Raw genomic sequence first — 23,343 nt, 5'->3', positions numbered from 1 at the left:
TATCACGGTGAACCGGGAGCCGACAGAAAATTATGGCACGGGCGGGCCGGCCGAGACAAGGTACCGTGCGCGTATCACATCACTATTGTGCGCCACGCGCTCGGTACCCGGCCACCCGGCCGGTTCCTCCCGCCGTTTTTATTCGGCTTATTCGCCGCGCGATCCTTGCATGGAACGCATAATCGACACGAGGAATTCCGCGTTATTTTCGGTATTCCGCATCCGCTTGAGCACGAAGTCCGCCGCTTCATCCACTCCGAGAGTTCCCAGGGCCCGGCGCAGCTGCCAGATGACCTTGAGTTCTTCGGGCTTGTAGAGCATTTCTTCGCGGCGGGTACCCGAGGCGTTGATATCGATCGCCGGGAAGATACGCCGATCCGCGAGCTGGCGCGAGAGGCGCAGCTCCATATTGCCGGTGCCCTTGAATTCTTCGAAAATAACTTCGTCCATCTTCGATCCGGTTTCCACCAGCGCGGAAGCGATAATCGTGAGCGAGCCACCATTTTCGATATTGCGCGCCGCACCGAAGAACTTCTTGGGCGGGTAGAGCGCCGCGGCATCCACACCACCGGAAAGGATACGCCCCGAAGCCGGTGCCGCGAGGTTGTAGGCACGCGAAAGGCGGGTGAGGGAATCGAGAAGAACCACCACATCCTGACCGAGTTCCACCAGGCGCTTGGCGCGCTCAATAGCCAGTTCGGAGACGATAGTGTGATCCGAAGCCGGGCGGTCAAAGGTGGAAGCAATCACTTCGCCCTTGACGATGCGACGCATATCCGTCACTTCTTCGGGGCGTTCATCCACGAGAACCACCATGATATGAACCTCGGGATCATTCGCGGCAATCGCCTTGGCGATCTGCTGCATAATCATGGTTTTCCCGGCCTTCGGCGGGGAAACAATGAGGCCGCGCTGGCCCTTGCCAATGGGGGCAACCAAATCGATGGCGCGGGTAGACAGGCCCTTGCGTTCGGTTTCCAGGCGCAAAATCTCATCCGGGTAGACCGGGGTGAGCTTATTAAAGTCCGGGCGGCGCGCTGCTTCAGCTGCGGGCAGGGAGTTAATAGTATCCACCTGGACGAGCTGGTTACCGGACCGGTTATTGTTTTGATTATTGTAACGACGGCGCGGATTACGCTTGTTATTGCGGTTATTATGCGAGGAATTATCCTCATCGTGCTGGCGAATAGCACCCACCACGGCATCCCCGCGGCGCAGACCGTACTGGCGCACCAGCGCGGTGGAAATCTGCGCGTCATTGGGGCCGGGCAGGTAGCCGCCGGTGCGCAGCACCATCTGGTTACCCTGGGTATCCACAATGCCAGCGACGGGAACGAGGGTATCCTCCGCCTGGCGCTTACCGGCCGGGATCTCCTGGCGTTCTTCACGTTCGGGCTTCGCAGCCGGGGCGGCATCCTCCACCTCGTGATCCGCGCGATCAGTACGTTCGGCGCGTTCCGAGGTGCGCCGGGAGCGGCGGGCTTCTTCGTGTTCCTCACCGCGCCGGTTGCGCTTGCGACGGCGGCGCTCCGAGGTGGTGTCATGGTGGTCACCAGCGCGGCGTTCCGCGGCATCGCCAATGGCATCCAGGGCCGCGAGGGTGTTTTCATCACTGAGGGAATCGGAACGGCGGGCAGTCGAGGCAGCTTCCTGCTTCGGTTCGGGCAGATCGATATGCACCGGTTCGCGGTGATCCCGGCGCACCCGGCGCCGCACTTTACGTTCCTCACGATCATCGTGGCCGGCGGTACTGGGCGCCGCCACCGGTGCGGCATCAGCACTGGCGGCACTTACCGCGTGGGTGCGGGTGGCTGCTTCCGCGGCGGTGGACACCGATGCGGCTTCATCCGCGCTTTCCTTCTTCGCTGCGGGCTTTGCCGTGGTGGCAGCAGCGGGCTTTTCGCGTGTCTTCTTGATATTAGCGAGGCTATCTTCCTTGCGGGGCCGCCCGCGCCGCGCGGGGCGAACTTCGCGAATGGCCGCGAGCAGGTCCGCCTTCTTAGCTTTCGGGTCAATGTCCAGGCCGAGTTCTTCGGCGAGCGCGCGCAGCTGCGGCACCCGCATCGTTGAGATTGCGCCTGATGTTGGGGTTTCCGTCACGAGGTTCCTTCCTCGGAATTCAGGGGTTGTTAACGCACTTATGACAATTTCAAGTACGTGGGAAATAACCGGTATAAGAACGTCGGTTAGACCTTAGTCTACACCAGATAGGCGCCCCGTGTGGACATTCCAGCGGTATTCACCGTAAATCCACGCCGCTGCATCATAGAAACTGTGTCAGCGTCAAGGCGTGAAAATACTAGCACGGATGGGCCCGCACCGGAAATAACGGCCGGGAACCCGGCCGCGCGCAGTGCCCGCACCGCGTCCGCGGAGGCCGGCATCGCCCCGGCGCGATAGTCCTGGTGGAGGCGATCCTCGGTGGCCTGCCACAGCAAATCGGGGTAGTGCTCCAGGGCAAGGGTGAGCATGGCGGTGCGCGACGCATTAAAAGCGGCATCTGCGTGCGGAACGGTATCCGGCAACGCGGCCCGCGCCTTTTCGGTCAGGAGCTGTTCACCGGGAATAAGGAGGGTGGTGTCCACCGCGGTGGGGATACGCGCCGCCCGGGCCTGCGTTCCTTCCATCCATGTAACGACGGCGCCCCCGAAAATCGCCGGTGCGGCATTATCGGGGTGCCCTTCAAATTCGGTGGCGAGGGAGAGGAGCACGCCGTCGTCGAATATATCGGGGCGATCTACCAGGCCGCGCACTAACAGTAAGCCGGCCACCACGGCCGCCGCGGAAGAACCGAGGCCGCGCCCCTGCGGAATTGCGTTAACGCAGTGCAGTTCAAAACCGACGCCGGGCAGGGCCGCCGCCTCAAAACCGCGGCGCAGAGCCCGTACGATGAGGTGATCTTCACCGGTGGGAAGAACATCCGCGCCTTCCCCTTCGATACTCACCCGGGTAGCGCCGGTGGTGAGGCGCACGCTCACCTCGTCCCAGAGGTTATGCGCCATGCCCATGCAGTCGAAGCCGGGACCGAGATTGCCGGAGGTCGCCGGGACCCGCACCCGCGCTTCGGAGGTGGCGATACGCATTAGGCCACCTCCACCCGCACGAAGCTCGCGGTGCGTACGGTTGCCAGACCCGCGGCGGCGGAGAGATCCGCAATGGTTGCTTCCACATCGGCTTGGAGGGCTTCGTGGGTGGTAACCGTGAGGCGGCACAGGTGATCCGCGGTGGGCGATTCTTGGCTCACCCCGCTAATGGAAACATTATGGCGGGCAAAAGTCCCGGTAACTTCGCTGAGAACACCCACGTGATCGGCCACGTCCATGCTCAACTGGAAGCGCGAACGCGCCTGGGAAGGGGGCAGAATCGGCAGCTCGCCGTACGCCAGTTCGCGCGGAGCCAGCCCACCGTGCACGCGGTGATGCGCGGCGGCCACCAGATCGGAAAGCACCGCGGTGGCGGTGGGGTTCCCGCCGGCACCCGGCCCGTAGAACATGAGCCGATCCGCGGCTTCGCCCTCCACCACAATGGCGTTATAGGCGCCGTGTACGGTAGCGAGCGGATGCTGGGCGGGAATGAGGGTGGGGCCCACGTACAATTCAATGCCGTCCGCGCGCCGCTTGGCGGAGGCCACCAGCTTGACCACGTAGCCGCCACGCCCGGCCGAGGCAATCATATCCGGGGTGATATCGCGGATTCCGTGGGTGTGCACATCCGAAAGCTGGACGCGGGTGTGGAAAGCGAGAGAAGCCAGGATGGCGCATTTCGCCGCGGCGTCGTACCCGTCCACATCGGCGCTCGGATCAGCTTCGGCGTAGCCGAGCTCCTGCGCCTTCTTCACCGCGGCATCGAAACTTTCCCCGTTGGTGGTCATTTCGTCAAGGATGTAATTGGTGGTGCCGTTGACGATTCCGAGGATATGGGTAACGCGGTCCCCGGCGAGGGATTCGCGCAGCCCGTAAACCACCGGGACGGCCCCGCCCACCGCGGCTTCGTAATAGAGATCGACGCCGGCACGCGCCGCGGCGTCGTACAATTCTGGACCGTGTTCGGCCAGCAGCGCCTTATTTCCGGTGACCACCGAGGCACCGGCGGCAAAAGCGGCCAAAATATATTCGCGCGCCGGTTCGATGCCGCCCATGAGTTCAATAACAATATCCGCCTGGGCAATAATGGCGTGGGCATCGGTGGTGAGCAGTGTGCGATCAATGGCCGGATCGCGCGGGGCCTCCAGGTTGCGCACCGCAATTCCGATCACGCGCAGGCGCGCCCCGGCTCGCAGGTTAAATTCTTCCGCATTGGCTTGCAGCAGGCGGACGACGGCGCTTCCTACCGTTCCCGCCCCCAGCAGGGCAACCTTGACTTCCTTCACGCCTACTCCTTATCTTGACGAACGCGCCGCGCGGATGCCGGCTCGGCCTGCGCGGATACCGGCTTGGTCCGGGCGATGCGCCGGCCCCTCATCTGTCCTCGCGTGTCCTAGCCTAGCGAAGGTGGAGCCGGTGCGCGCTGTCGGCCCGCCCGCTGCGGGTGGACGAGCTCCGCGTGCGGGCACACGCGAGTGTATGAGCTCCACGCGCGGCCATACGCGGGTGTGGCGCTCACCACCCGGATGGGTACAATATCCCCATGGAAAATGCATCGAGCGATGCACAAAGAGAAAGCGAGGTGCGCGATGCCCACTGTGAAAATCAAGGACGTCACCTTCGGCTCCGGGCCGACGAAAATCCTCGTGTCCATAACGCCCGCCAATGGTGACGAGCTACGGACACAGGTAGCGAAGCTTCCCGCACAGGACATTGACGTCCTGGAATGGCGCGTGGATTTCCTCGAGGATCTTTCCACCCTCACCGAGGTGGGAACCCTCTTGCGCCAGGCCACTAACCTGCCGATTCTGGGCACTTTCCGCTCCGCGGCGGAAGGCGGTCAGAAAGCGATCATGCCCGATGATTACGGGCCTTTGGTGATCCGCCTTATCCAATCCGGGCTGGTGGATGCGGTGGACGCGGAGCTTTTCCGCACCGGGGCTTGGACCGAGCGCATTATTCAGGAAGCGGCGCGGGCCCAAATTCCGGTGATCGGGTCCTACCATGATTTTCGTTCCACTCCGCCCGAAGATGAAATCGTTAACCGCTTGCGGCTCTTGCAGGTACACGGGGCCTCCATCGCGAAAATAGCGGTGACGCCCGCGCATCCGGGCGATGTGGTGACGGTGCTCAATGCAACCTATCGGGCCAGCCAGGAGCTGCACGTTCCGCTCATCACCATCGCCATGGGGGCCTTGGGCACCATGAGCCGCATTACCTCCGCGATTTTCGGCTCCGCGGGCACCTGGGGCCAGGCCGGGCATACCACGGCGGCCGGGCAGATTGCCGTGCATGAGCTGCGCCCGGTCGTGGACGCTATTTCGGCCTGGAGCAGCGCCCCGGATACCTGGGAAAAGCCCGCGCAGGTGAGCGAGGCGGTTCTTCCGGAGGGATAACGATGTTTCCGGAGGGCTAGTTGTCCCCAGCGGTGGCCGGAGATTCCACCGCCGGGGAATCCGCGGCCGGGTAATCCGCGTCCAGCGCGAAGAGATCGGCCACGGTCTCCCGGCGAATAAGCCAACGGGCCCGGCCATCGCGCACGGCAATAACTCCCGGGCTGGGAAGCATATTGTAATGGGAGGCCATGACCCGCCCGTAGGCGCCGGTGGCCGGCGTGACAAGCAGGTCACCGGCGTGAATATCCTCCGGAAGGGCGACGGCGCGCACCACAATATCGCCCGATTCGCAATGCTTACCGACCACACGGCATACGCGCGAATATCCGGGCTCTCCCGGGGCGGTAGGAGCGCGGTCCACGAGCGCCGCGGTGTAATCCGCACCGTAGAGTGCGGGGCGGATATTATCGGACATTCCCCCGTCTACCGACACATAGGTGCGGGTGCGGGTGGCATCCACGTGGACATCCTTGATGGTTCCCACGGTGTAGAGCGTCATACCGGCCGGGGCAATAATCGAACGGCCCGGTTCCACGGATACCCGCGGGGCGGGAATGCCACTCTGGGCGCTGTGCCGGGCCACTTCCGCGGCGAGCACGGCGGCGAAGTCGCGCGGGGAGGGCGGAATCGGATCCGCACCGGTATAGCGCACCCCGTAGCCGCCCCCCAGATCTATTTCAGGGATAACGGTTCCCAACTCGCCTGCCACCCGAGCCCGCAGGTCAAGGATGGCGCGTGCCGCCGCCACAAAAGCATCCGTCGCCACGATTTGGGAACCGATATGCGAATGCAATCCCACCAGGCGCACCCACGGATTGGCGCTAATACGCCGGATAGCCTCCCAGGCGGCGCCACCGGCAAGAGACAACCCGAATTTTTGGTCCTCATGAGCGGTAGCAATGAAATCGTGGCCGCCCGCGTGAATACCGGAAGTCACCCGCACCACGACGGCAGCTACCTGCCCGCACCGCGCGGCTGCGGCCGCCACCATCTCCACTTCGGCCAGCGAATCAACCACGAGGTGAGCAACCTCGTGGTCCAGTGCCAGCTCAATTTCCGCCGCGGATTTATTATTTCCGTGCAATCCGAGCTGTTCCCCGCGCGCTCCGGCCGCCAGGGCGATGCGCAACTCACCTTCGGAGCAGGTATCCAGGTGGAGACCTTCCTCCAGCATCCACCTAGCCACGCCCACGCTGGCAAAAGCCTTGCAGGCGTAGTAGACATCCGCTCCTGCCAACTCCGCAAAAGCCTCGCGCATGGTACTCACCCAGGCTGCGGCCCGCGCGCGAGCATCAGCTTCGTCCAGGATGTAGAGCGGGGTGCCGAATTGCGCGGCCAGCTTACTTACCGAGCAGCCGCCCACCTCAAGATCGCCAGGAACGCGGCGCACCGTGGTAGACCACAGCCCGGTAGCCGAGCCATCCGGGACGGGCGCGGGTAGCTGCTCGAGAGCACTCACCGCGGCGCTCACATTTTCTCCGGAGCGCTGACCCCGAGCAGGTGCAGCCCGTTAGCGAGAACCTGACGGGTCGCATCATTAACCCACAGGCGGGTGCGATGCAGATCGCTGACTTCCTCATCCGCGCGCGGGGTGACCCGAGCCTTGCCGTACCAGGTGTGGTAGGCACCCGCGAGCTCTTCCAGGTAGCGGGCCACCCGATGCGGTTCGCGATTGGCCGCGGCCAGGGAAACCACTTCCGGGAAACGGGCGAGCTGCCCGATCAGATCAGAATCGGCCTGCTCCAGCAGTTCCGGGGTGAAAGCGTCCGCGCGCCGCACCCCGTGTTCGGCCGCATTACGGGCCACATTAGCGGTGCGGGCGTGCGCGTATTGCACGTAGTAGACCGGGTTGTCATTAGTGTGCGAAGCGAGAACATTGAGATCCAGGTCCAGGGTGGTATCCACCGAGGCCCGCACCAGCGAATAGCGTGCCGCATCCACACCCACGGCATCCACGAGGTCTTCCAGGGTCACCACGGTGCCCGCGCGTTTGGACATGCGCACCGGAACGCCATCACGCTTGAGATTGACCAACTGGCCGATGAGGATTTCCATATTGCCGCCCTTACCGGCGGTATCCCCGAACGCGCGGGCCATGGCATACATGCGCCCGATATAGCCGTGATGATCCGCGCCGAGCATATAGACGGCGTGATCTGCCCCGCGGTCCCGCTTATCGAGGTAGTAGGCGATATCACCGGCGAAGTAGGCGGTTTCCCCATCCGATTTGACGATAACGCGATCCTTATCATCACCGAAATCGGTGGAGCGCAGCCACACCGCATTGTCTTCTTCGTAAATAACACCGTGTTCACGCAGTTTTTCAATGGCTGCGGCAACCGCTCCGGAATCGTGAAGGGATTGTTCGTGGAAGAACACATCAAATTCGGCCCGGAAATCTGCCAGGGAGTGCTTGATCTCCGCGAACATGAGCTCAACGCCCCCGGCGCGGAACACTTCCTGCGCTTCGACTTCCGGGAGGGTGCGCGGATCGGGATGGCCAGCAGCTAGCTCCTGGTCAATAACCTGCTGCGCAATATCGGAAATATATGTTCCACCGTAGCCATCTTCCGGTGTTTCGCGGCCCAGCGCCGCGGCCAGCAAACTTTCCGAGAAATGATTGATTTGGTTGCCGTGATCATTGAAATAGTATTCGCGCACGACATTCGCGCCGGTGAAGCTGAGAATCCGGGCGAGGGTATCCCCCACCGCAGCCCATCGCGCTCCCCCGATATGGATAGGACCGGTGGGATTTGCCGAAACGTATTCCAGATTAACGGTGGTCCCGGCACCGGCCTGTGAAGAACCGTAGCGTTCCGCCTGCTCCACGATGGTACGGGCCAGTTCCCCGGCCGCACCCGCGGAGAGGCGAATATTAATAAAACCGGGGCCGGCTACCTCTACCTGGGCGATACCGGCGACGCCCTCAAGGCGCCCGGCCAGCAGGGTGGCCAGGTCACGCGGGGGCATTCCCGCGCGCTTGGCGAGCTGCATAGCCACATTGGTGGCCCAATCCCCGTGCTCACGCGAACGCGGGCGCTCGATTTTCACCGCGGGAATATCACCATCGAGGTGAAGCTGACCTTCATTACGTGCGGCGCTGATTTCCGCCGCGATACATGCACTGAGTTCTTCCGGAGTCACGTATCTAAGTGTACGTGCTAAGCCCGACAAAATTGCACGCCACCCGCAGCCACATACGATATGGCACTCCGTTGGAGAATCCGCGTATTTTTCCTGGCGCCCACCAACGTGGTAAAGTAGCGCAGTGCGCCCCGATAGCTCAGGGGATAGAGCGTTCGCCTCCGGAGCGAAAGGCCGCAGGTTCGAATCCTGTTCGGGGCACAAATCGCACAAAGATGGGCCCGCGTATCGAAAGATACGCGGGCCCATCGTGCTGAGCTGGTGGCCGCAGCTGCGCCGTCGTTCCTACACCGCGTGAGGCGCGAGAACGCTACCGGCGCTTAGTACTCAACAACTAAACGCCCCACAACCTCGTGGTTCTTGAGCTTTTCAATACCTTCGGGGATCTCCTCGAAGGGGATGGTGGTCACCTGCGGGGCGAGCTTGCCGGTGGCCATGAAATCGTATACGCCGGCAATATCGGCCTTGGTGCCGCCATTAGATCCAATGAGGCGGCACTGGTTGAGGATGAGGCTCTTCGTGGAAATAAGGGATTCCAACTTGCCCATGCCCACAACCACCACGGTGCCATCGCGGCGAATAACATCCACGGCATCCGCGGTGGTGGTACCGAAACCTGCAAAGTCCACGATGAGATCAAAGGTGATGTCCGAGAAGTCCTTAATGCCCTTCTTCACGCCCTTGGCACCGATCTTTTCCGCCAGCGGCCACACCTTCTCATTGATTTCAGCCACGTACACATCCGCGCCGGCGAGCACCGCCACCCGCGCCCCGATTTGCCCCAGGCCGCCCAAACCAATAATCCCCACGGTCTGGCCCTTGCGCAGGCCGCCCTGGGTCACAACCGCCGCGTGCGAGGTCATCCCGGCATCCGTTGCTGCGGCACCGAGAATGAAATCAACTTCATCCGGAAGGGGAACAAGCGCTTCAGCCGGAACGGCCATCTTCGGGGCGAAACCGCCGTCGAAGCTATATCCGGGTGCCCCGGCCGCGGTGGTGGGGCACACACCCACGCGATCCCCGACCTGATACTCCGTGACGCCCTCACCAACTTCGGCCACAACTCCCGAATTTTCATGCCCGATGGTGATAGGACGCTTGGCGAGCATGGACAGCCAGCCCTCATCCGTGAGCAGCCCAACATCCGAATGGCAAATACCCGCCGCCTTCATCTCCAGCACCACTTCACCCGGACCGGCCTTCGGTTCGGGCACCTCGTTGAGAACAAGCGGTTCATTGGTATTCGTAAATTGCCAAGCCTTCATCACATCTCCTTTGCATGTGGCGGGAGCAGCGCTTCGATACGCCGCAAGGTACTTTCAGCCTAACAGCCCCTGTGCACTTCGTCACCGCTGTCGCGGCAGTTGCGCTGAGAGCGTGGCGCGGGAATAAGCGTGGGCACGCGCTCGTGCGGTGCAGCTTTCCGCGCGGAATATAAGCACGACGCCGCCGCTACCGGCAGCGTTCCCCTCCCGCTACCGAGATTTAAATCCGCACCGAGTACTGCGAACGGTCGAAATAGCTGCGCATAGTGCTCGGTTCGTCGGTAATAATGCCATCAACACCCAGGTCAAGAAGCCGCTCCGCCTCAGCGGTCGAATTAATCGTCCAGGCGTGCACCGCGAGGCCCTGCGCGTGGGCAAGCTGCACGAAACGCGCGGTGAGCACGGGAACCGGGCGCCCCAGCTTGCCGCCACCCGCAGCCCGGCGGGAGCGCGAAAGCGGGCGGGGCAGCGCGATATCGACCGGCACCTGAACAGCCTGGAAGCCGCGCTGCGAGCCGGGGAATTTGGCGATGCGCACTCCCTGCACCCCGGGCAAGCGGGAAAGAGCCATGAGCCAGGCCACCGCGGAGCGACCCAGCGAAAATGTGGCGCCCGGCAGCTGGCTACGCATACGCTCCACGCGAGCCTGGGAGAAACTGGCCAGGCAGACCCGGCCGGCAGCCCCGGTGCGCCGCACCGCCGCCACCAACGGTTCCACGGCCGCATCGGATTTCGCGTCAAGATTAAAAACAGCATCCGGGAAGGCATCGAGCACTTCGTCCAGGCGCGGCGGGCGTTCTCCGGCTTCGTTACGGACCTGCGCGACTTCCGCCCAGGTGTGCGCGCTGACCGGGCCGACGCCGTCCGTTGTGCGATCCAGGAGCGGATCGTGAAGGATAACCGCCACCCCGTCCGCGGTGGTGTGCACATCCGATTCGATATGCCGAAATCCCGCGCGGTACACCGCATCAAAAGCGCGCAGGGAGTTTTCCGGGTATTCGTTACCGCCACCGCGGTGGGCGATGATGAGCGCCGGCCCATCAATATCGTAGAGTCGCCCCATTACTTGCAATCCGCCTCGAGGGGCTGGGCTTGGCGTTCTTCCAAGAAGGCGAGCGGGTCGAGGAGTTCGTCATTCGCGGCGTGAATCTCCAGGTGGAGGTGCGGGCCGGTGGAATAGCCATTCGAACCCACCGCTCCGATCACGTCACCGGCCTTGACCTTGTCACCGGCCTTGACGAACACTCCGTCGTCGTACATATGGATATACCAGGAACTGAATTTTTCCCCGTTAATGGTGTGCTCGATAATAATGAGATTATTTGAGCGGCCCTGGATGCCTTCGCCAGCGTGCTTGACCACGCCGTCGGCAATGGCGTGGATCGGGGTGCCGGCCGGAGCGCCGAAATCCTGCCCGGCGTGGGAAGATACCTCACCGGAGATCGGATCCACGCGGGTGCCGAACGGCGAGGTGAGGCGGTAACTCCCCTCGGGAAGCGGCTTGACGATGAGGCTATCCGTGGGAATATCAAAAGCGGCGCGGGTGCCGGAGGCGCCGGCGGAGGTGGGGCAGGCGCGGCGCGGATTTTCTGCCGCGGTGCGAGCCTGGGCGCGTTGAATAGCGCCCACTTCCCCGGTGAGCTGGGCCGGGGTGGTGAATTCTTCGGCCATGGGGGCCACAAAAGCCGGGTTGACGGCCTGCGCCGCATTGCCCTGCAAGGTGGACATAACAGGAAGTACCATGCCCAGGCAGGCCACCGCACCGATAAGAATATTGCGGTAGGGAGAAACGGAACGCGCCACCGCCCATTGTGCGGCAGCTCCGGCCAGGATGCGGTCCGAACGCTCCCGGTTCTGCGCGCGCCCGCGGGCTTCTCCCGCGCGGACCGCCGCATCGATATCCGATTCGGAGAGGACTTCCGTGCCCTCGCTATCGGTGGTAATTCCCCCGGCGGGTGCTGCCTCGCAGGCAGCGACGGTCAAAGAAGAAGGAAGAACGACGCCGAAAGCGGCCCCGCGCCCCACTTCCACCTGCGGTTTCAGTTCCGGGGTGGGGTGCGCTGCACTGATTGGGTTAGGTTCTGGCAGCGTGCCTAACCGAGTAGCTTCCGACTGCGAGGTAGCTTCCGGCGGTGCGGTAAGCGGTTCGGTGCTTGCCGGCACCGCAGCGCGGGCACGTTTGCCGCGCGCGGGAAGTTCCCGCACCGTTGCGAGCGTTGCGCCCGCCGCGGCGGTGGTAACGGGAGCGAGCGATGCGGGTGGAGCAACCGTTACGACCGCTGCAACCGTTACATCCGTTACAGCAGGAGCGACGGCGGCGGCACGGCGCCCGCGCCGCGTGGGTTGCGAAGCTTCGGCCCGTTTACCGAAGGTGCGCACCTGGCCAGTACTTTCTGCGCTAGCCACCACTCGGGAAGTTGCACGGGATACCGGCGCGGCGGCACGGCGGGCATGGCCGGCAGCAGGCGCAGGAGTTTCAGGCGAAGCGGGTGCCACATGCGGAGTGGGAATTGCGTGCACCGCGTGCACAGCGGGCGCAACGTGTGATGCATGCGCTGCGCGTGCAGCCACCGCGCGCGAGCCCGCGGGCCGCGAAAGCCCCGCACCCGCATCCGCAGCGTTGCGCACGGCGCGTTTCCCGCCACGCTCCTGCGGAGCCTCACTCGCCCGGACGGCCCTGCGCCCGCCGCGAGAGGTGTGGTGTGCCGCGCTCACTGCTCTCCTAATTTTCCCCGCCCTGAGACCGGTCAATCCACCGGCCTATCACTGTTACAAAATGATAACGGTCAGCGCTCGAAAGGCAAAGAGTTTTCACCACATGAGCCGTAGCGCACCCCGCGCTCCCCGCGCCGATGCGCTCGCTGAGTACCGCCACCGCGCCCCACTAAATCCGCGCTATCTTGCGGTTTTAGGAGCGGCGCTGCATGGAATCACGCACGTCACCCACGAGGTCTTCAATGACGTCTTCGAGGAAGATCACACCCGTTACCGTTCCGTTATCTTCCACGATGGCCATATGCGTTCCCGAGGTTTGCATGGTTCGCAGGGCATCCTCCACGCTGGTGCTGGCAGCGAGGCTGCGGACCGGGCGCACCAACCGGGCAGAGATAGGCAGGTCGCGCTGCGCGGCGTCGAGAATATCTTTCACGTGAATGTACCCGACGATATTCCCGCCACTGACCAGCGGGAAACGCGAATACCCGTGATCCGCGACCAGGCGTTCCACCTGCGCGGGCGTGGCGTTACGCGGGCAGGTCACCACTTTTTCGAGGGGCAGCATGGTATCCCCCACCCGGTGTTCGGAAAATTCCAGCGCTCCGGTGATGAGCCCCTGGGTATCTTGGAGCACCCCGGCCGCCTGGGAGGCGTGCACAATCGCCGCCACTTCCGAGGCGGTAAAAGCGGAAATGACCTCGTCTTTAGGTTTCATCCCCATCCAGGAAACGATATGCACCGCGAGCCAGTTGAGCGATCCGGTCACCGGGCGGAATACTCGATCAAACACCAGGAGCGAGGGCACAAAAAGCATGCCGAGGCGTTCGGGGTGGGTGACCGCGAGATTCTTCGGCACCATTTCTCCCAGAATCACGTGCAATGCCGTCACGAGCAGCAGGGCCAGCACGAAGGCTATCGTGTGGGCAAGGACCGGCCCGGCACCCACCGCGGCTAACGGCACCAGTAGCAGGGCCGCGAGCGCCGGTTCCGCGAGCGCCCCGAGCGCCACCGAGCACAGGGTCACGCCGAGCTGACAGGCCGCCAGCATTTCGTTGAGGTTACGGGATGCCGCCAGGGTTTTCGCGGCGCGCGGGTTGGTTTCCGCCAGGGGTTCCAGGCGGGAGGGCCGCGAGGCGGTCAAGGCGAATTCGCAGGCCACGAAATAGGCGTTTCCGGCGAGCAACAGTACGGTGAGGATAAGGGCGAGGGTATTACTCATGGATTTTCACCTCCACCGTTTCCACGCGTCGCTCGTCCATAGCACGCACGGTCAGCTGGGCGTCGTCGACCTCCACCGTGTCCCCCACCACGGGAATGCGGCCAAGTTCCGCCATAATCAACCCGCCGAGGGTTTCGTAGGGGCCGTCTTCGGGCAGGCGCACCCCGCAGATACGGAAAGCTTCGTCCGGGCGCAGCAATCCGGGCACCACCCAGGTTCCCGGTGCGGTGCGGCGCGCGCCGCCGCCGCGACGGTCGTGTTCGTCCGCGATATTGCCGACGATTTCTTCCACGGCGTCCTCGAGCGTCACGATTCCGGAGGTACCGCCGTATTCATCAACGACGACGGCCGTTTGGCCACCGATATCCCGGAGCACCACCAGGAGCTCGGGCAATTCCATCGTTTCGGGCACCGCAAATGCTTCGCGCATCACCGAGGAAGACGTAACGGGCACATCCGCGCGCCGCTCGGCGGGAATGGCCACCGCGGGGCGCAGGTGCGCGAAACCGCGGATATCGTCCAGGCCGCCCTCGCCCACCACGGGGAAACGCGAGAAGCCGGTGGTGCGGGCCGCGGTAATAACATCCGCCGCCGAGGCTGTTTCTTCCAGGTACTCCACCCGGCCGCGGTCGGTCATAATATCGATGGCGGTGAGCCCGCCCGCGCCAATGGAGGCGGTGAGCAGGCGCGCGGTGGAAGGCTCCAGGGTGCCGGCCGCCGCGGATTGGCGTACCAGGGCGCCCAGTTCCGGGCCCGAGCGCGCCCCGGAGATTTCATCGGCCGGCTCCACGCCCATGCGGCGCAGCAGCCAGTTCGCGGTGGCGTTAAAGGAAACGATCACGGGTTTGAAGACCACGCTGAAGGCGTGTAACGGGCCGCCCACCCGGGCCGCCGTGCGCAGCGGTTCGGCCAGCGCCATATTTTTCGGCACCAGTTCCCCGAAGAGCATGGAGAAGAGATTGACGAGGAGGAAGGCCGCGGCCGCGGCAATAGCAACCGCCGCGGCACGTGCCACCCCGGCCGCACCGAGCCAGCCCGTCAGTATCTCCGTGAGGGGTTGCTGGGCCACGTAGCCGAGCAGGATCGTGGTGATGGTAATGCCCACCTGGCACGCGGACAGGAAAAGGGAGAGGTGGTGGAGGCGTCCGGCCACGCTGGCGGCGGCCGGGTCCTCCGCAGCACGCGATTCCACCGCGGCCGGATCCAGGGCCACCAGGGAGAATTCCGCGGCCACGAAAAGCGCGGTTCCCAGCGTGAGGAGGATGCCAAGAAGTAAGAGAAGAGCGTTGGTCACATAAACTCCAAGATAGGTACTTCTTGCAGTCTAGCGATTCCCACCTCCCGCGCGGGAGCCGTAGTGCGTGAGCCGAACCGCGGGCGTGAGCCGTGCGGGCGCGCGCATACGTAACCGGACCCCGCGGCAAGCACGGTAGGATTTACGTAGTAACAAGGGAGGCAGCCGTGGATTCTTTACGTGTCATCTTCATAGGCGATGAGTTGGTGGCCGGGTACGGCGATGCGCGGGCGCTCGGGTGGACGGGCCGCGTTATGGCACGCACCCTCACCGATCCTCCGCTTCTCCCTCTCACCTTGGCGGTTCCCGGTGAAACCATTTCGGAGATGGCCGAGCGCTGGGAGCGGGAAGTTGCTTTACGTACCGGGCCGGAAATTGAAGCACGCCTGGTTATCGGGCTGGGCAGTCACGATCTGGAGCGCGGCGGCACCATGGCGCGGGCGCGCCTGCACCTGGCGAATCTGCTGGATTCCGCGGACCGGATGCGGATGCGCCCCTTCGTGGTAGGCCCGCCCCCGCGCCCGGATCTGCCCCGCGATGTGCAGCTCAATTTGTCCAATGCCTACCGGGATGTCACAGAGCGGCGGCGGTTCCCCTTCGTTGATACTTTCAGCCCGCTCGTTGATCACGAACAGTGGAATACCGATATGGACCTGAGCGGGGGTTACACTCCCCGCCAGGCCGGTTACGGGCTCATGGCCTGGCTGGTTCTCCACCACGGGTGGAACCAGTGGCTCGGGATTCGCGAAGCTCTTTAGTAGTACGCTCCCTGCCGGAAATCCCAGCTGAGGAAGGATTCCGAAAGCAGCTGGAGAATCCGATCCAGGTACACACCCTTACGGATAAGCACCGGCGCGGGGGTGACCATGCGCTGCCCGTTCTGCTCGGGAACAAGGTTCCCCGCCGCATCAACGAAGGACACCATAACGCCCTGCTCCCAGCGCGTAGCTTCGGAGGCATCAGGCTGGATGGACGTCACGTAATCATCGGCTTCGATCACCAGGTCCGCTTCGGTGGCAATATCGGTTCCGATCCCTTCCACCTTGCCGCGGTTCCCACGCCCGGAGGGGTTCGCCGAGGAAGCGAAAACGAGCTTCTCATCTTTTTCCCACAGCTCCGCGGCGATCTGCTCGGCGGCCTTGCCGTAGCGGATCACGAAGCAGGAGGTTCCGCGCCCGTCGCGCACCAGGTTACGCGCTTCACCTTCTTCGGGAATGTATTTTTCAGCCGCCTCGGCCCGCCACGGCAGGATGCAGCCCATGAGGATATCTGCATCCCAGTTCTTCTGGTAAAAATCGCGGATCTCCGGGGTCAGCTGCGCCAGGGTTTCCAGTTCTTCCATAGAGCCGCACAGCACCACGGCAGGCTTATTGCGCTTGCGGTTCTTCACCGCAAATTTCCGTTCCAGCCCGGCCGAATCCGTGGTGGCGATAATATAGCCGACCTTGGTGGGGAGCACGCACATGGCGCCGCCCGCGCGAAGTAGCTGGGTGGCTTCCGTATTCAGTTCGCCATTCCAGTGCACATATCCTTCAGCCACGCGGGCCTCCTTATTTCTCTCATCCGTGGGTGCTTGCGTTTCTCCGCGAAACGTTCGCGCAAGGTTCCTTGCCGCGTTCTTTTCGGTACGACGCCGCCCGGCGCGTGCCGCGCCGGGGAAACCGCGCGCTCTCGAGACTAATGTAAATTCCAGATTTTGAGACATCTTGTTCACATTCTGGACGTTCGGGAAGTGTTTCGCGGATCAAAATACCCGCCTGTGCGGGGACTATCCGGAGTAACATAGCACGTGGACTGTCGAGGATATTGCCGTTTGCCAATGGGGACACGGCGAATGAAAACCATACGGAAAGGCACTAGCGGGAATGAGCGGAGTGGGATCTGAGGGAGTCGACGTTCTTGTTGTGGAATCCGGAATCCTCCGTGTTGAGATCTCCTATGCCGGGAAAACTGGCTGGGCGCTCGCCCATAATCAGGTTCCGGTTGTCAAAAATATCCTCGTTTCCAATGGCTCAGAAAGCGAGGCGAGCGAATGCGCACATCTGGAACTCACCGCCCGCATTGGCTCGAATCTACTATTTGACATCACCGTTCCCGTCCCCGAACTTCGCCCCGGAAAAACTACCGCGATAGCGCCTCGTTTCCTTGAACAGACTCGCCTAGATCCGAATAATCCTCTGTTACAAGCTACCGAATCACAACCGGGCACCCTTGAGGCGCACCTGCGGTGCGAAGGAAGTAGCACGGCCGAAAGCGCCCGCACCAGTTTGCGTATCCTCGCTCCGAATGAGTGGTTCCACGCTCCGGCGTATTTTGAGTCCCTGGCAGCTTTCGCTCAGCCCAATGCGCCGCAAATTCCCGCGCTTGTGCGCAAGGTTTCTGATTTGCTCAAAGAGGCTACCGGGGATGCCTCAGTGCAGGGGTACCAGGCCGGTACCGAGCGGGTTCTCCAGATTATGTCCGCGGTCTACGCAGTCTTAGCTGCTGAAGATATCCGTTACGTCACCCCGCCTGCCTCTTTCGAGAATACCGGCCAGCGCATTCGCACCACTGAGGAAGTTCTCACCGCACAAGCGGGGACCTGTATCGACCTGGTCCTCGCGTATGCGGCTTTAGCGCAGGCATGCGGCCTTCTTCCGGTCATTATCCTGGTGCCGGGCCATGCCCTTGTCGGCATTGCAACCACGGAGGATGGCCTGCGCGAACCGGTTATTACCGAACCGGCCGCCATCAATAATTATTTACGCTCCGGTGCGGTCCTTGCCTTAGATGCCACTTTTTACGATGCCTCACTCAGCTTCTCCGATAATCTCAACCGCACCAAGGCACAGCTCACAGACGGTACCGTCCTTGCCCTCATCGGACTGACAGAATCCCATAGAGACGGCCTGCCGGACACCGCAACCGCAGGAGACACCTCCACTTCTAGAGCTCAGCTGTCCTCCCCCGCGGCTGATATTCGGGCTGCCGGAAAGCTGGTACAGCAATTGCGGTTGGAAGACTCCGCGGATCATCTCACCTTGGATACAACAGATCCGGCCCCCGCGCGTGTCCAGCGCTGGAAGCGCGAGCTATTGGATCTCACCTTGCGCAATCGACTCCTCAATATCAAACCGGCTAAGGAAGTTCTTGAATTCGAGGTCCGGGCCGGAATGCTGGCGGATATCGATGATCGCATCTCGCGCGGGGATCGTATTACGATGCGAGCTCAGGATGATCTTTCCGATAATCGTTTCCTACGCGGAACCACGGATGTCAGTGATTTATCCGATTCTGAGGTGAGCTCCGAATTGAGCGAACGTGGAATCCTCTTCGGGCACGTGACGGACTACCGTTACGCCGACTTCTTTAAAAACTTGGCCCGTACCACGAAAACTCTTGCAGAAGAAACGGGATCCGCCAATCTTTACCTCATGCTCGGAACGATGCGCTATACGAGCAAAAACGGAAAAGATGCCCGCGCACCGCTTTTCCTGCTCCCGGTACGGCTACGGGGCGGTTCGGGCCGTTCTCGTTTCACGATCCAAGCCGATAACAGTGCCGAAGCCACCCCCAACCATTCTCTGGTGGAATGGCTCCATCAGGAACACGGCGTGCATATCACCGCACTTTCCGAACCGAAGCTTGATGACTCCGGTCTCGACATCGACTACGTTCTACGTGAGATTTCTGCCGCCCTTGTCCGCGAAAATCTTCCCTTTACCGTCACCCGGGATGCGTACCTTGGGATCGCAAAGTTCTCCACGTTCGGAATGTGGCGTGATCTGCGCGATCACTGGGATATTTTTATGGAATCTCCGGTGTTTGAACACCTAACGCTGCATCCCGGGGAAAGCTTTGTGGAACCGGGGGACCTCCCACCGATTGAGGACATTACCCCGAATGAGGCGGAGCTTAATCTTCCTATTCCCGCGGATGGCGCGCAGATGCGCGTGGTATCGGCTGCCGGCAAGGGATATAGCTTCGTGGTGGAAGGCCCTCCGGGAACCGGGAAATCTCAAACAATTACGAATATTCTGGCCCATCTCCTAGAACAGGGGAAACGGATACTGTTCGTAGCGGAGAAGCAGGCTGCGCTCGACGTCGTTAAAACACGTATGGAGCGTATCGGCCTGGCACCTTTTATTCTCGATTTACACGGTGGAGAGCAGCGCCCGCAGGCGATTCGGGATCAATTGCGCGGCGCGATTGATGCGAGTGTTCATTACGATATGCACCGCTGGGATAATGCGCGCGCACTCTTACGCTCCCGTTTAGAACCTCTCGCGGCCTATCCGGCGCTCGTACACGGAATGAATGCGGCCGGGCATTCGCTATGGTCAGCTGTCACCGCCTCCCTCGATCTTGGCGAGGGTGCGGTAGCGGTAGTTCCGCAACGCTGTGTCACCGATCCGAATGCACGTGCGACTATTGCTGCTATTGACGAAGCTCTGCCCAATATCGCGGTGCGAGCGCGCAGTACCGATCTGGCCGCTATGTCCGCCTGGCGGCTGGTAGGCCCTCATCACGCCCCGCTCCCTGAGCTCATACGCGCTTTTGAGGGGCTCGCGATCATGGCCGCGCACTGCGAGCACTACCCTGAGATTGCCGATACCCTCGAGAGTGTTCCGCTTGCGGACGTGCGCAAAGCACTCGATGGCACAACGCCTTTATTGGATCCGGCTGAAGCACGGCATCTGGCCTCGTCCACGTGGAAAATCGCCTCAGTTGCCGATAAGCTTGCCCGGCTCGCTCCCGAACTGAAGTTTTTCACCGACCTTTTCTCTCCCACATTCTTCGCGTACGGCGAGACCTCCTCACTCACTCACGCGCTCGATGATCTCGCGGAGGGCGGCTTCTTCGGGAAAAAGAAACGCTTGGCAGCCTATCGTTCGGCCCTCATCCCGGCGCTGCCCGCAGGTAAAGAGCCAGATATCGAGGGAGAGCACTCTCCCGATGCAGTCCGAGCAGCGCTCGGTCGGCTCAGCTATATGCGCCGCGCGGTTGCGGATCTGGAGACCGAATTAGAGAGTATTCCAGGAGCCCGGCAGCGAGTGAGCGTTCCCCTCAGCGACCCGAGCGCTCCGACAGCTCTCGCGGAGGCCGCGAGCTCTCTCGAGCGTTCTGTGGAACTTATCTACCCGCTTCCCCGCCTTGGTTGAGTTGACTCGCCGCGCAAACAACATGGATGATGTACGCGCCGCGCTCGAGGTGATCAGCGCCAGCTGGAATTCCTGGGTGCATGCCGCCGATCTACAGCTCCCCGCGGAGAACCGGTGGATGAGCGTTTTTAAAGAATGGTATCCGCGCTGGTCAGCAGCCGGGCGAGATTCCCTAGCTGCCGCGGTTGAGTGGCGCCGCGCCACCGCTATCTTGCGCGACAACGGTCTGGAAGAATTCCAACACCAAATCGAAATGGGTGAAGTGCCAGACCGCGATATCTCCCTCGCGTTCCGCCGTGGAGTAGCCTCCACCAGCGCCGAAGAACGCATGCGTTCCTTCAGCGGTCATATTTCCCTATCGGAACAAAATAGCTCGGATCTTGCACGTCTCCAGGAAGCGTTCGCCACCATTCAAGGTGAAGCCACCCAGGCACTGCCGGCCACTCTCATGGCGCGTCGTTCCTTCCGGCCCGGGGAACTCCACGGAAAAGTAGGCACTCTGCGGCGCAACCTGGATCGCAAACGCGGGGCGCGCAGCTTCCGCTCGTTGCTTGAAGAATTCACCGAGGAGATCCTAGAAGCCACTCCCTGTTTCTTTGCGAGTCCGGCATCGCTCGCCACTTTCGTAGATCCCACTGCCGTAGTTTTCGACGTCGTCATTTTTGATGAAGCGAGCCAAATTACGGTTGATCAGGCAATGGGTGCGATCGGCCGTGCCAAAGCGGTTATTATTTCCGGAGACAGCCGGCAGATGCCGCCTACTCGTTTCGGGAAAACCGGTCCTTTCAGCGGCGACGATGAGGACCTCGACGATCCAGATCGCCCGCTTGTGGAGACAGTCGTAAGCGATTTGGAGTCTATTCTTTCTGAGGCCGTTGAATCGGGCCTTCCGCGCCTCTGGCTGTCCTGGCACTACCGCTCGCGGGATGAATCCCTCATCGCCTTCTCTAATGAGGCATATTACGAAGGCAAACTCTCCAGTTTCCCTTCGCCCGGTAGCGCGGGACTTTTCGGCGGCGCGGGTGTGAGTATGCGGCGTGTAGATGGAACATTCGACCGCAGCCGCGGTGCCACGTTCCGAACCAATCGGGTGGAGGCCGAAGAAATTGTGCGTGATATTCACCGGCGCCTTAATTCTCCGGCGTTAGCGCACCAGTCAATCGGCGTCGTCACCTTTAATATCCAGCAGCGCAACCTTATCCTGGACTTGCTTGAAGACTCGCGCGATCCGCTTATCCGCGCCGCAATGGAACAGGAAAAAGATCCACTTTTCGTGAAGAACCTCGAAAACGTTCAGGGCGACGAACGCGATGTCATTATTTTCTCAACAGCATTTTCACCGCGCGAGCCCGGTGGTCCACTCCCCCTCAATTTTGGTCCGCTCAGCCGCGAAGGCGGTGAGCGCCGTTTCAATGTGGCCATTACCCGCGCACGCAGTGAGGTTCTGGTGGTCACCTCGTTTGATCCGGAAGACATCGATCTCAATCGCACCCGGTCGCGCGGAATGCAGGACTTGCGTGAATACATGCTCCGGGCTCGCGCCCGCACGCACAACGACGGCGCAGCTGCCGCGCCAGCGGATACGGATGCGGAAGGGAGCTCCGCAATTCCCCGCGCCCTGAGCATTAATGACAACCCGGTCCGTGACCGACTCATGCACGAGCTGCGTGAGCGCGGCTGGGAAGTGGAGGGCGATTACGGCCTCTCGAGCTACACCCTCGATATCGTGGTGCGCGAGCCGGGGAGCAAGGTGTGGCTTCTGGCTGTCATGTTCGACGACGAAAAATGGAGTTCGCTCCCCACCGTGACTGATCGTGACATCACTCCGCAGCTTCTCACCTCTATGATGGGTTGGCTCGCGGTGGAACGAGTGTGGCTTCCGGAGCTGCGTCGCGATGCGGCTGGGGTTATTGACCGCATTGATGCTTCGGCGCGCGCAGCCAGGGAACGGTACCTGGAAGAGGAACGGAAGGCAGAAAAACGCCAGGAGCGTGCCGCGAAAAAGCTGGCTGGCCGCAAAGCCGAACTCGTCCGCGAGGCTGCAACGGATCGTGATGCCGTGCCCGGCGAGGATCTCTCTCAACATGGGGAACTCACTCCGAAGCCTGACCTCACCCGCCGCGACCCGGTAAGTGCCAACCGCGCCCCGGTACGCACCCACCAGGACCCGGATGTCGAACCGGCCCTCACCTGGCGAGAAGTACCTTCTGTGCAGCGCAGCACGCCCACAAAAGCGAAACGTGCGGCTGAGCCAGCTCAACGCGGCACCCAGGAGGATCCGCAACCAACCCCGCAATCTGCCCCGCAACCGAAGCGAAGTACAATTCGGGTCGCTCTCAAACCAGCCACCCCAGAAAATCCCACTGATACTTCTGAGGAACGCTGGCGTTTTGGTGAAGCCTGGGAAAAACACGGCACGCAACCCGGAAAATCCGCCCGTCAAACAAGCGCGAGCGTTGATGACTGGGGCGCGGATATTCCGCCGTGCCCAGCACCTCTAACCCTCCCGGACACGTCACCCTTGGGGAGTCGGGAGGAGCTAGAATTCCCCATGTCTACCGCGCGAACAGCCGAAGTACGCGAAGCTGTGCGGGAGATGATCGAAGAGAGTGCACCACTTCCTTTGCAGTCCTTGCGGGTAGCGATTGTTAAGAGGTTCGGGCGGCAACGGACTTCCGAGAAGGTTAACAAAATACTCGATACGTTCATCCCTCAGGATCAGATTTTCGTTGATGATTCCGAGGGCCAAGAATTCGTATGGCCTGAGGATGTCTACCCGGAGAATTGGCATTACTACCGGCCCTATCCTGGCCGGATTCTCAGTGAGATTCCGCTGCGCGAAATTTATAATATGGCGCGCGTATTGGTGGAAAAGTATCCCGGAGAATACCAGTGGGGCCAATTCCCTGATGAGGATTTCGTGCGCCGTATTCTCAAAGAATTTAGCCTTTTGCGGCTCAGCCCGGATTCCCAGGCTCGGGTGAGCGAAGCGCTGCTTTTGTACGGAAAGCGCCAGTAATAAGCGCAAATAATTCGACATCCGCACGTACCTTGTTTAAAGCGCGGCCTAGTTTTACTGCTCAAGC

15 protein-coding genes and 1 tRNA gene are annotated in these 23,343 nt (G+C 61.9%); 5 read left to right on the top strand and 11 right to left on the bottom strand.

Annotation, left to right across the window (positions count from 1 at the left end):
• Positions 1–147: 147 nt before the first annotated feature.
• The 3 genes from rho to ACTFPK_RS00695 all read right to left on the bottom strand — a co-directional run bounded on the left by rho (position 148) and on the right by ACTFPK_RS00695 (position 4,369).
• Positions 148–2,100 (bottom strand): transcription termination factor Rho, encoded by a 1,953-nt coding sequence (gene rho, locus ACTFPK_RS00705; protein WP_274732431.1) that lies wholly within the window; start codon positions 2,098–2,100, stop codon positions 148–150.
• 98 nt (positions 2,101–2,198) lie between these two features.
• Complete coding sequence (thrB, locus tag ACTFPK_RS00700; RefSeq protein ID WP_274732430.1) at positions 2,199–3,083, bottom strand: homoserine kinase; 885 nt, start codon at positions 3,081–3,083, stop codon at positions 2,199–2,201.
• Positions 3,083–4,369, bottom strand: a complete 1,287-nt coding sequence (locus ACTFPK_RS00695) for a homoserine dehydrogenase (protein WP_274732429.1) — start codon at positions 4,367–4,369, stop codon at positions 3,083–3,085. The genes thrB and ACTFPK_RS00695 overlap by 1 nt, the downstream gene beginning before the upstream one ends.
• Before the next feature lie 303 nt (positions 4,370–4,672).
• Here ACTFPK_RS00695 and aroD point away from each other — a divergent pair, with 303 nt between their 5' ends.
• Positions 4,673–5,479, top strand: coding sequence for a type I 3-dehydroquinate dehydratase (aroD, locus tag ACTFPK_RS00690; protein WP_439910883.1), 807 nt, complete (start codon positions 4,673–4,675; stop codon positions 5,477–5,479).
• A 16-nt stretch (positions 5,480–5,495) separates the two neighbouring features.
• Here aroD and lysA read toward each other — a convergent pair whose 3' ends face one another.
• Positions 5,496–6,938 carry a diaminopimelate decarboxylase gene (gene lysA / locus ACTFPK_RS00685; RefSeq protein ID WP_439910882.1) on the bottom strand — a complete coding sequence of 481 codons (1,443 nt, stop codon included), beginning with the start codon at positions 6,936–6,938 and terminating at the stop codon, positions 5,496–5,498.
• Positions 6,939–6,946: 8 nt separating this feature from the next.
• Complete coding sequence (gene argS, locus ACTFPK_RS00680) at positions 6,947–8,623, bottom strand: arginine--tRNA ligase (protein WP_439910881.1); 1,677 nt, start codon at positions 8,621–8,623, stop codon at positions 6,947–6,949.
• A gap of 128 nt (positions 8,624–8,751) precedes the next feature.
• On the opposite strand from argS, the gene ACTFPK_RS00675 reads away from it, so the two are divergent.
• Positions 8,752–8,824: transfer RNA gene (locus ACTFPK_RS00675), tRNA-Arg, on the top strand.
• A 119-nt stretch (positions 8,825–8,943) separates the two neighbouring features.
• Here the strand turns inward: ACTFPK_RS00675 and ACTFPK_RS00670 are convergent.
• The 5 genes from ACTFPK_RS00670 to ACTFPK_RS00650 all read right to left on the bottom strand — a co-directional run bounded on the left by ACTFPK_RS00670 (position 8,944) and on the right by ACTFPK_RS00650 (position 15,116).
• On the bottom strand, positions 8,944–9,888 hold the full coding sequence (locus ACTFPK_RS00670; protein WP_274732425.1) for a zinc-binding dehydrogenase: 945 nt from the start codon (positions 9,886–9,888) through the stop codon (positions 8,944–8,946).
• Between the two features lie 220 nt (positions 9,889–10,108).
• Positions 10,109–10,951 carry a glycerophosphodiester phosphodiesterase family protein gene (locus ACTFPK_RS00665; RefSeq protein WP_439910880.1) on the bottom strand — a complete coding sequence of 281 codons (843 nt, stop codon included), beginning with the start codon at positions 10,949–10,951 and terminating at the stop codon, positions 10,109–10,111.
• Positions 10,951–12,603, bottom strand: coding sequence for a M23 family metallopeptidase (locus ACTFPK_RS00660; protein ID WP_439910879.1), 1,653 nt, complete (start codon positions 12,601–12,603; stop codon positions 10,951–10,953). The genes ACTFPK_RS00665 and ACTFPK_RS00660 overlap by 1 nt, the downstream gene beginning before the upstream one ends.
• A gap of 193 nt (positions 12,604–12,796) precedes the next feature.
• Positions 12,797–13,822 carry a hemolysin family protein gene (locus ACTFPK_RS00655; RefSeq protein WP_274732422.1) on the bottom strand — a complete coding sequence of 342 codons (1,026 nt, stop codon included), beginning with the start codon at positions 13,820–13,822 and terminating at the stop codon, positions 12,797–12,799.
• Positions 13,815–15,116 (bottom strand): hemolysin family protein, encoded by a 1,302-nt coding sequence (locus tag ACTFPK_RS00650; protein WP_126134854.1) that lies wholly within the window; start codon positions 15,114–15,116, stop codon positions 13,815–13,817. The genes ACTFPK_RS00655 and ACTFPK_RS00650 overlap by 8 nt, the downstream gene beginning before the upstream one ends.
• Before the next feature lie 167 nt (positions 15,117–15,283).
• On the opposite strand from ACTFPK_RS00650, the gene ACTFPK_RS00645 reads away from it, so the two are divergent.
• The gene (locus tag ACTFPK_RS00645; protein WP_126134853.1) at positions 15,284–15,874 is read left to right on the top strand and encodes a GDSL-type esterase/lipase family protein; all 591 of its coding nucleotides are present in this window, start codon (positions 15,284–15,286) and stop codon (positions 15,872–15,874) included.
• Here the strand turns inward: ACTFPK_RS00645 and ACTFPK_RS00640 are convergent.
• Positions 15,871–16,656: an L-threonylcarbamoyladenylate synthase gene (locus tag ACTFPK_RS00640; RefSeq protein WP_439910878.1), complete on the bottom strand. Its 786-nt coding sequence runs from the start codon at positions 16,654–16,656 to the stop codon at positions 15,871–15,873. The two genes, ACTFPK_RS00645 and ACTFPK_RS00640, sit on opposite strands and share 4 nt — an antisense overlap.
• Positions 16,657–16,990: 334 nt before the next feature.
• On the opposite strand from ACTFPK_RS00640, the gene ACTFPK_RS00635 reads away from it, so the two are divergent.
• Together ACTFPK_RS00635 and ACTFPK_RS00630 are read left to right on the top strand one after the other, a co-directional pair.
• Positions 16,991–20,257, top strand: coding sequence for a DUF4011 domain-containing protein (locus ACTFPK_RS00635; protein WP_439910877.1), 3,267 nt, complete (start codon positions 16,991–16,993; stop codon positions 20,255–20,257).
• Positions 20,258–20,279: 22 nt separating this feature from the next.
• On the top strand, positions 20,280–23,276 hold the full coding sequence (locus tag ACTFPK_RS00630) for an AAA domain-containing protein (RefSeq protein ID WP_439910876.1): 2,997 nt from the start codon (positions 20,280–20,282) through the stop codon (positions 23,274–23,276).
• The last annotated feature ends 67 nt before the right edge of the window (positions 23,277–23,343 follow it).

The organism is Actinotignum sp. UMB0459 (assembly GCF_051905915.1).
Lineage (GTDB): Bacteria > Actinomycetota > Actinomycetes > Actinomycetales > Actinomycetaceae > Actinotignum > Actinotignum sanguinis.
This window is presented reverse-complemented; position numbering and strand designations above follow the sequence as displayed.